Source organism: Tumebacillus algifaecis, assembly GCF_002243515.1.
In the GTDB taxonomy this organism is placed as follows: Bacteria; Bacillota; Bacilli; order Tumebacillales; family Tumebacillaceae; genus Tumebacillus_A; species Tumebacillus_A algifaecis.
On sequence record NZ_CP022657.1, the window covers coordinates 1,791,559 to 1,804,775 of the forward strand.

The 13,217-nt window shown below is 51.6% G+C and carries 16 protein-coding genes; 9 read left to right on the forward strand and 7 right to left on the reverse strand.

Annotated features, from left to right (window positions below; translation table 11 throughout):
• Positions 1-67: 67 nt before the first annotated feature.
• On the forward strand, positions 68-1,387 hold the full coding sequence (locus CIG75_RS07920) for a purine/pyrimidine permease (RefSeq protein WP_157729447.1): 1,320 nt from the start codon (positions 68-70) through the stop codon (positions 1,385-1,387).
• Positions 1,388-1,714: 327 nt separating this feature from the next.
• Positions 1,715-2,011 carry a purine/pyrimidine permease gene (locus tag CIG75_RS07925; RefSeq protein WP_265415068.1) on the forward strand — a complete coding sequence of 99 codons (297 nt, stop codon included), beginning with the start codon at positions 1,715-1,717 and terminating at the stop codon, positions 2,009-2,011.
• 282 nt (positions 2,012-2,293) lie between these two features.
• Here CIG75_RS07925 and CIG75_RS21000 read toward each other — a convergent pair whose 3' ends face one another.
• The 6 genes from CIG75_RS21000 to CIG75_RS07935 form a co-directional block, all read right to left on the reverse strand.
• Positions 2,294-2,401, reverse strand: coding sequence for an FDLD family class I lanthipeptide (locus tag CIG75_RS21000; protein ID WP_193791334.1), 108 nt, complete (start codon positions 2,399-2,401; stop codon positions 2,294-2,296).
• An 82-nt stretch (positions 2,402-2,483) separates the two neighbouring features.
• Positions 2,484-2,606, reverse strand: coding sequence for an FDLD family class I lanthipeptide (locus CIG75_RS21005; RefSeq protein WP_193791335.1), 123 nt, complete (start codon positions 2,604-2,606; stop codon positions 2,484-2,486).
• Between the two features lie 85 nt (positions 2,607-2,691).
• Positions 2,692-2,811 carry an FDLD family class I lanthipeptide gene (locus CIG75_RS21010; RefSeq protein ID WP_193791336.1) on the reverse strand — a complete coding sequence of 40 codons (120 nt, stop codon included), beginning with the start codon at positions 2,809-2,811 and terminating at the stop codon, positions 2,692-2,694.
• An 85-nt stretch (positions 2,812-2,896) separates the two neighbouring features.
• Complete coding sequence (locus CIG75_RS21015; RefSeq protein ID WP_193791337.1) at positions 2,897-3,019, reverse strand: FDLD family class I lanthipeptide; 123 nt, start codon at positions 3,017-3,019, stop codon at positions 2,897-2,899.
• A 550-nt stretch (positions 3,020-3,569) separates the two neighbouring features.
• Positions 3,570-3,995, reverse strand: coding sequence for a hypothetical protein (locus CIG75_RS07930; RefSeq protein WP_094236166.1), 426 nt, complete (start codon positions 3,993-3,995; stop codon positions 3,570-3,572).
• Between the two features lie 30 nt (positions 3,996-4,025).
• Positions 4,026-4,940 (reverse strand): RluA family pseudouridine synthase, encoded by a 915-nt coding sequence (locus CIG75_RS07935; protein ID WP_094236167.1) that lies wholly within the window; start codon positions 4,938-4,940, stop codon positions 4,026-4,028.
• A 179-nt stretch (positions 4,941-5,119) separates the two neighbouring features.
• Between CIG75_RS07935 and CIG75_RS07940 the strand changes: the two genes are divergently transcribed.
• Both CIG75_RS07940 and CIG75_RS07945 read left to right on the forward strand, forming a co-directional pair.
• Entirely contained in the window at positions 5,120-5,362 is a 243-nt protein-coding gene (locus tag CIG75_RS07940; protein WP_094236168.1) for a hypothetical protein, read from the forward strand.
• A gap of 106 nt (positions 5,363-5,468) precedes the next feature.
• Complete coding sequence (locus tag CIG75_RS07945; RefSeq protein WP_094236169.1) at positions 5,469-5,876, forward strand: thiol-disulfide oxidoreductase DCC family protein; 408 nt, start codon at positions 5,469-5,471, stop codon at positions 5,874-5,876.
• 42 nt (positions 5,877-5,918) lie between these two features.
• On the opposite strand, the gene CIG75_RS07950 is transcribed toward CIG75_RS07945, so the two are convergent.
• On the reverse strand, positions 5,919-6,488 hold the full coding sequence (locus CIG75_RS07950; protein WP_094236170.1) for a hypothetical protein: 570 nt from the start codon (positions 6,486-6,488) through the stop codon (positions 5,919-5,921).
• Positions 6,489-6,639: 151 nt separating this feature from the next.
• Between CIG75_RS07950 and CIG75_RS07955 the strand changes: the two genes are divergently transcribed.
• The 5 genes from CIG75_RS07955 (at position 6,640) to CIG75_RS07975 (ending at position 13,195) form a co-directional block, all read left to right on the forward strand.
• A complete protein-coding gene (locus CIG75_RS07955; RefSeq protein WP_094236171.1) occupies positions 6,640-7,668 on the forward strand; it encodes a CotS family spore coat protein in 1,029 nt (342 codons plus the stop codon).
• Positions 7,669-7,689: 21 nt separating this feature from the next.
• Entirely contained in the window at positions 7,690-8,733 is a 1,044-nt protein-coding gene (locus CIG75_RS07960; protein WP_094236172.1) for a CotS family spore coat protein, read from the forward strand.
• A 24-nt stretch (positions 8,734-8,757) separates the two neighbouring features.
• The gene (locus CIG75_RS07965; RefSeq protein WP_094236173.1) at positions 8,758-9,897 is read left to right on the forward strand and encodes a glycosyltransferase family 4 protein; all 1,140 of its coding nucleotides are present in this window, start codon (positions 8,758-8,760) and stop codon (positions 9,895-9,897) included.
• 105 nt (positions 9,898-10,002) lie between these two features.
• Complete coding sequence (locus CIG75_RS07970) at positions 10,003-12,090, forward strand: LysM peptidoglycan-binding domain-containing protein (RefSeq protein ID WP_094236174.1); 2,088 nt, start codon at positions 10,003-10,005, stop codon at positions 12,088-12,090.
• 100 nt (positions 12,091-12,190) lie between these two features.
• Positions 12,191-13,195: an aminoglycoside phosphotransferase/kinase family protein gene (locus CIG75_RS07975; protein WP_094236175.1), complete on the forward strand. Its 1,005-nt coding sequence runs from the start codon at positions 12,191-12,193 to the stop codon at positions 13,193-13,195.
• The last annotated feature ends 22 nt before the right edge of the window (positions 13,196-13,217 follow it).

Sequence of the window (13,217 nt, forward strand, 5' to 3'; positions counted from 1 at the left end):
CGATCGCGCCGCCTGTTCACTTTGCTGAACAGGTGGCGTGCTTTTTTCCTAACGAGGAGGGAACCAATTGAGCACCAGAGAATCAACAGCTATGCAACAGCCTCGCGGGGCTCTGATGTGGCTGCAAAGTTTGCAGTGGATGGTATTTTTCTTAGCGAATACGATCGCCGTGCCGATCGTCGTAGGTGCCGCCTTTGATCTGCCAGCGGCAGATATCTCGTCATTCGTTCAAAGGATGCTGTTGGCGACGGGGATCGCGACATTGATTCAAATCTTTGTCGGCCATCGCTTGCCACTGATCGAAGGGTCGGCTGGTATGTGGTGGGCGCTCTTTTTGATCATGGGCGCAATGGCAGTGCCAGGTGAAAAGGGTCTGGTCCTGCAACAATTGGAGATGGGTTTGATGGTCTCTGGGGTGGTGCTCATCATCTTGAGCCTGCTTCCGATCATAGGCAGGGTGCGGGAGCTGTTTACACCGATTGTCACAGGTGTCTATCTCGTGCTGCTCTGTCTCTCGCTAAGCGGCCCTTTCTTTAAAGGGATGCTCGGCGTGTCTCGGTTTGGTCAGATCGATTGGCGTTTGGCATTGCTCTCCTTGCTGGTCATCGTCACTGTACTGACGATCTCACTAAAAGCCAAAGGGATTCTGCGCAGCATGGGGCCGTTACTCGGGATCATGCTAGGCTGGATTTTGTTTACGCTGATCGGCTTTGGTGAGAAAGAAGCGTTGGCCGATGCTGGAGCGTCGTGGTTTGCATTTCCGGAGTTCTTCGCATGGGGGGAGCCAGTGTGGGATTTTGGCGTGGTGCTGACTTCGGTGCTGACCGGGGTGGTCTTGATTTCCAATGTGATTGCGTCCATCGTTGTGATCGGCAACACGCTGGGCATTGAACCGGATGCGGCAACCTATCGCAGAGGTGTGTTTGGCAATGGGGTCAGTTCGTTGATGTCGGGCCCGTTTTCGATTGTTGGACTGGTGCCGCTCTCGGTGTCGGCCGGATTTATGATGACCACAGGACTGCGGGCACGCATGCCCTTTGTGCTCGGTGCTGTGTTGGTCGCGGCGAGTGGACTGTTTCCGATCGTGGGGCAATTTTTCGCAACGTTGCCATACGAAGTGGCCTATGCTGCGCTGTTTACACCGTTTTGTCAGATGATCGGTTTTGGTGTGCGCGACCTGATGGGGGTGGAAGGAAACAACCGCAACCTGCTCGTGATCGGAATTTCGATCATGGTCGGTGTCGGTGTGATGTTTCTGCCGCCGGACAGTTTAAGCTCGCTGGCACCGTGGCTGCGCAACATCGTCGCCAACGGCCTGTTGGTTGGGCTGATCGTCTGCTTGCTACTGGAGCATGCCATCTTTCGAAAAGGAAAAAGCGACTCCTAGGGGAGCCGCTTTTTTGTTACTTAAATCAGGGTACACACGAATCCGCAAGAATCACCGTTTGTTGAAGTACGGATCAGTGAAGGAGCATCAGTTTGCAATACTTGCACATCAAGATCGAAGATCTCTTCCATTAAGAATACCCTCCTTTCCTAGGTAATTAGTAATTTTATATAATAAAGTATAATTCATAGTAGAATTTTTGTCAAATGAAATATTTGTTTTATAAAAAAGAATCGACTAGTAAAATAGAGCCGCTTCTTTTTGTTACTTAGTATTCATCCAGGTGGCAGATGAATGCGCAAGAACCAACTGCTGTACGGGCTGTGATTGCTTAGGTGGTCACATGCAACACTTGTACATCAAGATCAAAGATCTGTCCCATTTTGTCAGATGATCGGCTTTGGTGTGCGCGACCTGATGGGGGTGGAAGGAAACAACCGCAACCTGCTCGTGATCGGAATTTCGATCATGGTCGGTGTCGGTATGATGTTTCTTCCGCCGGACAGTTTAGGCTCGCTGGCACCGTGGTTGCGCAACATCGTCGCCAACGGCCTGTTGGTTGGGCTGATCGTCTGTTTGCTGCTGGAGCATGTCATCTTTCGAAAAGGAAAAAGCGACTCCTAAAGGAGCCGCTTTCTTGTTTCTTAAACCAGGGTACACGCGAAACCGCAGGAATCAGCTCTTGATGAAGATGTAGTAACGATCGGTGCAAGAGCAGAAGTTTGCAATACTTGGACGTCAAGATCGAAGATCTCTTCCATGATGAATTCCCTCCTTTCCTGTGGTAATTAGTATATTTATATAATAAAGTATAATTCACATTAGTGTTTTTGTCAAATATAAGCTAGGTTTGATAAAAAAGAAGCGACTCGTAAAATAGAGCCGCTTCTTTTTGTTACTTAGTATTCATCCAATGTCGCAGACGAATGCGCAAGAACCAACTGCTGTACGGGCTGCGATTGCTTCGGTGGTTACTTCCAACACTTGTACATCAAGATCAAAGATCTTTTCCATTATGATTACCCTCCTTTCCAGTGAATCAGCTGTAAACGAGTCTTGAAAAAAGCGACTCCTGAAATGGAGTCTCTTCTTTTTGTTACCTAGTGATCAAATCATCCATGTCGCACACGAATGCGCAAGAACCAACTGCTGTACGTGCTGCGATTGCTTCGGTGGTTACTTCCAACACCTGTACATCAAGATCAAAGATCTTTTCCATTATGAATACCCTCCTTTCCAGTGAATTAGCTGTAAGCTAGTTTTGAAAAAAAGCGACTCCTAAAATAGAGTCGCTTTTTTGTTACTTATTTCAAGAGATCTTCCGGGTAGCACACGAATGCGCAAGAACCAACTGCTGTACGTGCTGCGATTGCTTCGGTGGTTACTTCCAACACCTGTACATCAAGATCAAAGATCTTTTCCATTATGAATACCCTCCTTTCCAGTGAATTAGCTGTAAGCTAGTTTTGAAAAAAAGCGACTCCTAAAATAGAGTCGCTTTTTTGTTACTTATTTCAAGAGATCTTCCGGGTAGCACACGAATGCGCAAGAACCAACTGCTGTCATGTGTCCTGCGATTGCTTCGGTGGTTACTTCCAACACCTGTACATCAAGATCAAAGATCTTTTCCATTATGAATACCCTCCTTTCCAGTGAACCAGCTGCAAACTAGTCTTGATCAAAAAGCGACTCCGAAAATAGAGTCGCTTTTATTGTTACTTATTTTCAGCATCCGCGTAGCACACGAATGCGCAAGAACCAACTGCTGTACGGGGTCCGATTACTTTAACGTTTGCTTGCACCACTTGCACATCAAGATCAAAGTTCTGTTCCATTACAAATTACCTCCTTTCCAGTGACTCGGCTGTAAACCAGTCTTGATAAAAAAACGACTTCTAAAATAGAGTCGCTTTGTTGTTACTTATTTTACAACAGCATCCGGGTAGCACACGAATGCGCAAGAACCAACTGCTGTCATGGGTCCGATTACTTTGAGGTTTGCTTGCAACACTTGCACATCGAGATCAAAGTTCTGTTCCATTACGAATTACCTCCTTTCCTATGGTAATTAGTGTATTTATGTAATAAAGTATAATTCATATTAGAAATTCTGTCAACTGCAAGCTAGGCTTGAAAAAAAGAGAAACGACTCCTTAAATAGAGTCGCTTCATCAAGTGCTTACTATGGCTTTTTCCAGTCTTTTTTGAATTTTTCCGGATTTCTGTTCACTTCCAGCAACTTTTTGAAAATGGTCAGGAAGATGAACACGAACAGTGCGCCAACAAAACCGTAGACTGCAAAAACGGCGGCATAGTTGAGCAAGCCAGCTTCGAACGGTCCAGCAAATCCACCCCAGATCAAGCCGAGCCCGAGGTACGAATAGAGGAACGTCACGATCATGGCCCACCACATCGAGCGGCGGGTCTGCATGACGAGCGTGACGATGGCACCGAGCAGCAGGATCGTTCCCGGATTGACGAGCGCCACTTTCACGGTCGTATACGAAGCTGGTAAATTTTCGAGCGTCCCGGTGTTCCGATAACCAAACGGGACGAAAAACACCGGAATCAAGGAAAGGAAGAGCAGAATCAATAGTTTTTTCTTCATACCGTAACTGTCACCTCATCCATCATCTTATCACAGCTGTGACTCCAGACTCTTCAACAATTGTGCGAAATCGTCAGGATACGGAGCTTCGATCTCCAACGGCTCGCCTGTGATCGGATGGAGGAATCGCAAAAAGCGGGCATGCAGCGCTTGCCTGCATATTCGCTCGTTCGTTCCACCATACAAGGTGTCCCCGAGCAGCGGATGGCCAAGCCATGAAAAATGGACGCGGATCTGATGGGTTCGCCCAGTGTGCAAGCTCGCCTTGAGCAAGGTAGTGTCAGGGAAACGCCGGAGCACCGCATATTCGGTTTGGGCGGGCTTGCCCGTCTTCGATACTCGACGACGTGTCGGGTGATTGCGGTCGCGTCCGATCGGCTGATCGATCAGCCCTTTGTTGGTTGTAACTACTCCATGGGTCAGCGCATGGTATTCGCGCGAAATGCTACGCTCGTTAAGCATGGCATCGAGCAGCTTGTGAGCGATTGCATGCTTGGGGAACAAGATCGCCCCGGACGTCTCCTGATCTAACCGATGCAACACTCGGCACCGCGTGGCTAAACCCTGCATTTGGTAATGAAAGGCGAGGGCATTGAGCAACGTATCGCTTTCATTCGCCGCATTGGGGTGTACTTTCATCCCGGCCGCCTTGTTCAAGATGAGCAGGTGGTCATCCTCATACAGCACGTCGAGCATGTCCAGCGAGGGCTCGAACTCAAACGCTTCTTCGGGAAACATGACACAGCGCACGCGATCTCCCGCATGGACGATCGTCTCCTGCGTCGCAAACTCCTTACCAAGCAATATCGCCTTGGTGCGCTGCAGTTCCAAGATCACGTTTTGCGGAAGTCCGGCCGTTCCCTGCAACAGTGAGCCGACCGTCCATCCCTCCTGTTTTTTGGTGACGCGCATCTCCAACCATGGTCCGTTCTTTTCGAAATGCATAGGAATGACACCGTCTTTCTTGATCGATAAAACATGTTCTATTTTACCAGAGGCGAGCCTTTCCGCAAAATTTGGGCTTGGGAGCGGGTGACCGCCTACGCTTAACCGGCGTACATTGTGGTGGGCAACGAAATTAGACGCTCAGAGCAAGCGCGATGATGAGAGGAGCAGGAATAAACATGTCTTGTAAAACGAAGATCAAGAAGCTGAAAATTGCATTGGTACTAGATGAAGAGGCACGCTGCAAACTTCGCGAGATGCTCGCAGGGAACTGCGATACGTTGTACCTCGATGAAGTGTGTTTTGAACATCTGTGCATCGAGAAAATGAAAAACGATTGTCTGAAAATTGGAGACATCGAGTTGAAGCACGGTAAAATCGAGTGTCTGAAGATGGAAGTCATCGATCCGAGCTGCTGCTAGCGGTCGAGCGGGTGGGAGACGTATCGATACGGGGGACGGAAAGGTCGAAGCCGAATGCGGTTTCGGCCTTTTTGGCGTATGATAGAGGTAGAAGGAGGGGAGAGGCATGAAAGAACTTCAGCCACTTCACGTCATTTATGATGGACATTGCGCGATTTGCCGCGCTTCGATAAAGAAGATTCAAGGAAGGTTTGGTGATCGGGTGCGTCCCGTCGATTTTCGTATCTTATCGCCGGAACAGATTCACCCTGAACTGAACGAACTGCGCTGCAAGGCGCAGATGCACGTACTGGCCGACGGTCGCCTTTATGGCGGGGCGGCGGCGATGGTGCGGATCTTAAAACTCCACCGAGGGCTGCGTTTGGTCGTCTGGCTCTATCATGTGCCGCCATTGGGCTGGTTGAGCGAGCAAATGTATTCGCTGGTCGCTCGCAACCGTTTTCGCCTCTCGAAGTGGTTTGGTAATGACCTACCCGAATGCACCGATGCCTGTTCGATTCCTCAAAAGGACTAGTGTTTGGTCCTCAAAAGGACTAGTGTTTGGTCCTCAAAAGGACTAGTGTTTGGGCCGCAGCAAGCGGTAGCGCCGACCGCGGATCGTGATCGACACGAACAAATCGTCGCCTGCCTCCAGCGTTTGTTGGATCGTGGGGACGGTTTGTTGAAAAAAATACCACGGCAGCGGCAGGCCATCCTGCTCGATCAAGTGTAAAAATTGAGGCAGTTCATCTTGCAAAAGATAGCCGTAGCGAAGCCCTGTTTTCGGTTGGATCGGGTGATCGAACAGATAGCGTCCGTGCGTGAAGTAGTTCCAGTATTCGCGCAGCAAACTTTTTTTCGGCAGTTTGCGCCACACGTCATGGTAGTCGATCTGATAGTCTTTGTCATCAAATAGATTTTGATAGGACGGCAACACCTGTACGACCTTGGTGAGGGCATCGTTATACTGCTCGTCGCCAAACGCTTCATGATAGAGCAGGCCGTCCCGTAAGATCGCTTGCACGACCGTGTAGAGGTCGGTGTTGCGGTGCAGTAAAAGCTGCGCCTTTTTCAGCAGCAATCGGTCATTCGATCCGATCGCCTCATACAGCTCGCCAATTCGAAACGAATAGTAATAGATACTCATAGTTGTCCCCCTCCCCGTCCACAGCGCTTCGGCTTAGTATCGTCCAAAAGCGTAGGGACGAAACGGGTTGCCTAGCCGTTTCCTTCACCATTCTGCCACTGCCTACATAGGCTGACTGTGAACTGTCAGTGGTTGAGGAGGGAACACAACGTTGGCAAAAGAAAAAGAGTTGACATATGGACTGGAAGAGTTCGCCCCCGGCATCGATCTGGAGGATGCTTACGGGTTGAAGATTCTCGATGTCAAAGCGGTGCGCGCCGTTGTGAAAGTCGAAACGGACCGCGGTACTTTTGCTTTGAAAAAAGTGAGTCACAAGCCGGAGAAATTGCAGTTTATGTATGAAGCGCAGGAGCATCTCTGGAACAATGGATTCCAAAAATTGCCGCGCTTTGTGAAGACACAAGATGGCCGTCCATTTCTGGAACTGAAAGACGGTCTGATCTTCCTCAACAATTGGATCGACGGCAAAGAGAGCAACGTCAATGACACGGAACAATTGATCCAGATCGTGCGTCTGCAGGCCGATTTGCATCGCGCATCGCGTGGCTTCACTCCGAGCGTCGAAGCGCACATCAAAACGCGTTGGGCCGGATGGATCGAACGGTATGAAGGACAAATGGACGACATCGAAAGCATCTATCTGCGCTTTAAGGACCAAGAGCCGCAAAATGAGCTGGAAGCGACTTTCAAAGCGACGATCGAACCGATGCGTGACATGGCAAAGACGGGGGTCGCTCTGCTCAAAGCGTCACCGTATCTGGATGTCCTGCGCCGGGAGCGGAACTTGCGCGGTTTTGTGCACGGCGATTTCACGTATCACAATTTCATTCGCACACCGGACGGCGACATGCAGGTGATCGATTTTGACTATTGCTCCCATGAGTTGAGAGTCCATGATTTTGCCCGCTTTATGCGCAAGATGCTGCGTCGGACCGACTGGTCGGTGGAGATGGGCAATCTGATTCTCAACACCTACCACGAAATCGATCCGCTGTATGAAGATGAATTGCAGGTGCTGCGGGCCGTACTGTTCTTCCCACAACGCTACTGGCGGGCGGTGGAGCGAGGCTTCCTCTCCCATCGTTATACCCCAGAAGGTTCGATCAAGAAAATGCGGCAGGAAGTTGCTCGGCTGGACAACTGGCAGCGTTATCTTGACGACTTTCCGACCCGACTCTAAGCCGCAAGAGGGGGAGCCGTGATGGACGAATTGACAACCTCGCAAGTGCTCGACCTCTGCGGGTTCGCTCCCGATGTGCTCAGTTTGTACGAGGTGGAAGTCAAAAAGGCACAACCTGTGCGCAAAGTGGTGCGCTTCACGGCGCCACAGGGCGAGTACGCGTTGAAAAAATTCAACCTGTCTGCTGAGGAACTGCGCTTTTCGCTGGCGGCGATGGAACATGTCAAAGAAAAAGGATTTCCGGTACCGGGAGTGCTCAAGTCGCGCGAAGGTGAGCTTTTTGTGGAGCGGGACGGGGCGAAGTATTTTGTGATGGAATGGTTGGAAGGGCGGGAGAGCAAGTACGCTCATGTGCTTGATCTCGCCCTCGCCGCCCGTGGACTCGCTCGCTTTCATCTGGCAGCACAAGGGTTTGAACCGCCCTTTTGTGCAGGCAAAGTGCAGTGGGGCACTTGGATGGGACATTTTTTGGAACGGATTGAAGAAATGCGCGATTGGACGGTGTTGGCCGAACAGGGCGGGTCGGTGTTCGACCGCATGTTCGCCGAGCAGGTCGCATATTGTATCCAAGAAGCGTCGCGGTCTGTGGAGCTGCTTTTGTCGTCGCGCTATGAGGAGATCACCAAGTTGGAGTGGGGGCTGAAAGGTTTTTGCCACCACGACTACGCGCATCATAACGTGCTGATCACAGCCGATAAAAACATCTCCCTGATCGATTTCGACTACGCATTGTGCGACATCCGGGCTCATGATTTGGCATCGCTTTTGCTGCGCAATATGAAAAGTGTCAAATGGGACAGTCGAACGGCGTATTTTATCATCAAATCGTATTTTGAAGAAGTCCGGCCGCATGACGGAGAAGAGCGTTTGCTGCACGCGATGATGCGGTTTCCACAGGATTTCTATGAAGCAGGTTACTTCCATTATGTCACCAAAAATCGACCTCCCGATCACTTGGAGGGCAAGTTGCGCAAGTGGTCGGAGCAAAGGGAGCGCCGCGAGCGCTTCCTGAACGAATTTGAAACGGGCGCCCGCTATGTGCTGAAATACGGAAAGATCAGGTAGTACGCTGCATGAAGGGGTGACAGGATGAAAATTGGTCTGGACGCGCGCGGTGCCATCTGGTATCGAGGAACGGGGATCGGCACCTATACGTACCAACTGATCAAAAATCTGTACGTGCATGACAAAGAGAACGAGTACCGATTTTTCTGGCCTGGCGACGAGTATAAAAATCTCGACCCGACAGCCGATGCGGTGTTCAATTCGATTGAGCGGAGCAAAGATAAATTTTGGGAAGAAGTACATGTGCCGATGAGCGTCGAGCAGGAAAAGATCGACATCTACCATGTACCGCAAAACGGTATTGGACTGCCGATGACAAAAGGGTGTCTAAATGTAGTGACGGTACACGATCTGATTCCGTACATCTACCCGGAAACGGTCGGGAAGGGGTATCTGAAGATTTTCCTACAAGAGATGCCGCGCATCATGGAGCAGTCCGATCTGGTCATCACCGTTTCTGAACATTCGAAGCGTGATATCCAGCGCATCTTCCAAGTGCCAGACGAGAAGATCGCTGTGACATATGAAGCGCCGGAAAGCGTCTATCGTCCGATCGAAAAGGATGTGGCGAAGCAGTTTGTCAAAGAGCGCTTTGGCATCGACCGCCCGTACGTGGTTTATCTTGGAGGGTTCTCTCCACGCAAGAATGTCAAAGGGCTGATCAACGCCTTTTATGAGATTCAAGATCAGATCCCGAAAGAGTATGCACTGGTGCTAGTCGGCAAAGAAGCGCGCGACTTTGACGACACGGTAATGTTGGTCGAGGCGCTTCGACTGAAGGATCGCGTGATCTTCACTGGGTTTGCCGCAGTGCCAGAATTGCCGTATCTGTACAACGCGGCCGACCTTTGTGTGTATCCTTCTTTCTATGAAGGCTTCGGTCTGCCGCCGCTGGAAGCGATGGCCTGCGGCGTGCCGACGATCACGTCGAATACCTCTTCGATTCCCGAGGTGACGGGGGAGGCGGCGCTTTTGGTCAACCCGCACGACATGTATGCGTTGGCGGAGCAGATCAAGCAGGTCCTGACCACGCCGCACCTGAGCGCAGAGCTGAGCCAAAAAGGGCTGGCCCAAGCAGCGAAGTTCACGTGGGAGCGCTGTGCAAGGGAGACGCTGACCGCCTACGAACAACTGTATACGCGCACAAAATCAGCAACTCTCTAAAGGCACCCGACTCGGGTGCCTTTTTCATAAGTCATAATCGTACAGGCATTCTCATAAATTGAGAGTGTCGTACTATGATCGAACGAATGAAGGAGGGAACTTGTAGTGAGCGATGCGGAAATGATTCCATCGATTCGCATTCATGTAGATCAGCAGCTGAACGTGGACGCTGTGAGTGGTTCTGAAGACGTGGAAGATGCGACCCTGGCGACAGAAATTACCGGGTTTGATGTAGAGGATGATGCGTATGTCTTAAAAGGAGCTTTGTCGTTTACTGGATTTTTACGGCAGGAAGATACTGCTGCCCTTGCGGAAGCGATTCCTGACGTTTTAGATGATCGCGACGTCTTTGAAGCTGGCGACGATGTGCCGGAGGCGCACGTACTGCCGCTGCACCATCGCCTGCCTTTCGTGCTACAAGTGCCTGTGGCCGCACAGCAGGACTATCAACGTCAGCACGGCATCTTGGATGTCAATCCACGAATCGGAACGTGGAATGCGCATGTGTTGGGCGAAGGTACGCTCCATTTGCGCGCAGAGCTGATCATTCATGGTTTGTCAGGCGGGGAAGGATATGTGTTCCGCTGTGGTACACAGGAGGAAGGCGTTTCGGCGCAAAAACTCGATCAATTGCTCGACAGCGATGAAACACGCCATTATGAAGCGCCGAAAGCAGAAGGAGATGAAGAGTTTGAACCTCCATTTGCACCGGTGTGGACTTTGGAGCAGGCGGCGCGTCATGCTGAAGCGGACACGCTGGAGCCGTATGGCAGCGAAGAGGATGAGTGGGTGATTGAGTCTCCGGTCGGCACAGCAGCAGAGCAACAAGAAGCGTTGGGGCAGGAGGAGTTGTATCGCCAAGAAGAGGAGGATCATGACATCGTTTTCACGCCCGACCCGAGCCTCGTCTTTCCGATGCCGGAGCCGATCAGCGATTGGTCGCGTCAGTCTGAAACGGGTGAACTGTCGGTGGAAACGGGTCAGACGCCAGCGCAACCCGCCCAAACGCTCAGTCATGATGCAGAGATACGGCGCGCACCCTATCGGTTCGATTCACCGCCACCGATCAGCTTCGGCTTCGATCAGACGCCAGGCAGCAATCCGTTCACGCCGCCAGAACCAGATTTTTACGGTCGTCAACTCTTCCGGCCACAGGAAGTGAATCCATCGTTTCACAGTGAACACCGACCTTTACAGGTTGAACAGACGCATCAGGAGGCAGAGCTTGGGGAAGCGCTAGAATCGGATGTTGAGGATGAGAACGCTTTTATTTTGGAAGAGGTGCGCAATGAAGGCGAAGCTGTGGAGATGACAGGCGAAGAAGATCTGCTGCCCGTGGAAGCGCTGGACGAGACAGAAGTGTTGGAAGCGAGAGAAGTGGTAGAAGAGGCAGAATCGTTCGAAGCGACCGAAGTGGTGGAAATGGTCGACTCAGTGCCGGTGGAGCGTGAGGAAGCCCTTCCCCCTCTTGAAGAAGGGGAGAGCAGACCGTTTGAAGCGGAATATCAGTTTGAAGATGAAGTGTCCGCGACGCCGCCGCTGATGCAGGAGCCAAAGCAGTTCATTACGATTGGGCCCAAGCTGTCGGTCAATTCCAAGCAGGGCGAAAAACTTCAAGAAGTTTCTCCGATTAAGTTGTCCACACTGCTTGGCGATTCTCGTGCGCCTGTCGGGGAGAGTTCGTCATCTGCTCGTACGCCACAGGTAGGAAGCCATAGCGAATCCAGTAGCCACTCGCCAAGTCATTCACCTAGTCACACACCTAGTCACACACCTAGTCATTCTCATAGCCATTCATCTAGTCACACACCTAGCCGTTCTCATAGCCATTCATCGAGCCACGCTCCTAGCCATTCGCACAGTCACTCCCATGGCGACTCGTATAGCCAAGCCTATCAGAAAGCGGAAAGCTATGCACATGCGCTCCATGAGTCTTCCGTGCGCCCTGAGGAATCGTATGTGCCCGTGCATACGAAATCGCGGGAGGAGGATTCCTTCTGGAGCGGTGTGCTGACCAGTCATGAAGACAAGAAAGTGACGATGAAGTTTAAGATCGTGCAGGTGGAAGATTCGCTAAAAGGTTTGGCTGATCGATACAACACGTCGGTCAGCGACCTGCTGCGCGCAAACAATTTGCAAGACCAAGTCTTGGATGTCGGGCAAATTCTCTACATTCCTGCCGCGAGACGCTAAAGACACAGAAACAGGCTGACGTTCTTGTCCGCCTGTTTTTTCGTCTACTCCTTGGTTCGTACGCATACGCTTGAATCAAGAGTCAAGGGAGGGGAGACGTATGCAAAGCGAACAATTGGACGTGATTCTCGAAGCGGTGCTGCCCCGCTACGGACTGGGTGACACGGGAGTTTTACCGCTCGATGAGCACACGTTGTTAGTGGATACAGAAGATCGCGGAGTTAAACGACTGCGCATAGAGCGCGATGGGGCCAAAGTTGAGCTCCGTCACGCGTTGTGGGAGCATCTGGCCAAGCAAGGGTACCGCCGCGTACCGCGTCACATTCGCACGTTGTATGGGGATGCGCTCGTCCGGCAAGGTGAGTTGATCTATACGCTGAGCGATGACTGGGAAGGGCGGACGCCCGACCTCTTTCCGCTCGATATGCGGCTGTGTGGCCGCAACTTAGCCAAACTGCATCAGGCTGGAAAAGGGTTGCAACTGGAAGGTGGCTTAGAGCTTCCCAATCGACATGGTACGTGGATCGATCGCTTTGCCAAAGCGGGCGATGAATTACAGGGGCGCTTTCGAGCTTGGTCTGAACTCGGTCAGAAAAATTTGTTGCAGGAACGCTTTTTGACGCACTACGAGTGGATCGCCGAACAGATCGACCGGGCGGTGGCCGGGCTGGTGGCCGGAAAGTACAAAGAACTCGCTCGGCGCTCAGAAGCAGCGTCCGAATTTGCCGTCGGGGACTATCGCTTGAGCGACGTGCGCATCGATGCGGAAGGGCGCATCGCCACCTTGCACATCGACGATGCGATCGCCGACCTGCCGCTCTATGATGCGGCCAAGTTTGCACACGGCCTCTTGGAGCGTGGTGAGCAGGAGATGGCGCGCGTGTTTCTCGATGCTTATGGCGAAGCGGCAGAGATGACACAGCAGGAAGTGATCGTGCTCGACTCCTATCTGGCTTTCCCGCATGCTGCGTACCGCCATCTGTCGCAGTTCCACCGCTTCAAACGAGGTGCAGACGTGTTTGCTGAGCGGCTGGATAGCGCTGTCATCTCTGGACAGACCAGGCGGCCGATGGTGTACGGGGCGGACGGTGTTCAATGGTTGTAAGGCGGTGCAACTCGTAAGGAGA

Coding starts and splice junctions, on each gene's coding strand:
- CIG75_RS21000 (WP_193791334.1), bottom strand. CDS start 2,401: ATGGAAAAGATCTTTGATCTTGATGTACAAGTGTTGGAAGTAACCACC.
- CIG75_RS21005 (WP_193791335.1), bottom strand. CDS start 2,606: ATGGAAAAGATCTTTGATCTTGATGTACAGGTGTTGGAAGTAACCACC.
- CIG75_RS21010 (WP_193791336.1), bottom strand. CDS start 2,811: ATGGAAAAGATCTTTGATCTTGATGTACAGGTGTTGGAAGTAACCACC.
- CIG75_RS21015 (WP_193791337.1), bottom strand. CDS start 3,019: ATGGAAAAGATCTTTGATCTTGATGTACAGGTGTTGGAAGTAACCACC.
- CIG75_RS07930 (WP_094236166.1), bottom strand. CDS start 3,995: ATGAAGAAAAAACTATTGATTCTGCTCTTCCTTTCCTTGATTCCGGTG.
- CIG75_RS07935 (WP_094236167.1), bottom strand. CDS start 4,940: ATGCATTTCGAAAAGAACGGACCATGGTTGGAGATGCGCGTCACCAAA.
- CIG75_RS07940 (WP_094236168.1), top strand. CDS start 5,120: ATGTCTTGTAAAACGAAGATCAAGAAGCTGAAAATTGCATTGGTACTA.
- CIG75_RS07945 (WP_094236169.1), top strand. CDS start 5,469: ATGAAAGAACTTCAGCCACTTCACGTCATTTATGATGGACATTGCGCG.
- CIG75_RS07950 (WP_094236170.1), bottom strand. CDS start 6,488: ATGAGTATCTATTACTATTCGTTTCGAATTGGCGAGCTGTATGAGGCG.
- CIG75_RS07960 (WP_094236172.1), top strand. CDS start 7,690: ATGGACGAATTGACAACCTCGCAAGTGCTCGACCTCTGCGGGTTCGCT.
- CIG75_RS07965 (WP_094236173.1), top strand. CDS start 8,758: ATGAAAATTGGTCTGGACGCGCGCGGTGCCATCTGGTATCGAGGAACG.
- CIG75_RS07975 (WP_094236175.1), top strand. CDS start 12,191: ATGCAAAGCGAACAATTGGACGTGATTCTCGAAGCGGTGCTGCCCCGC.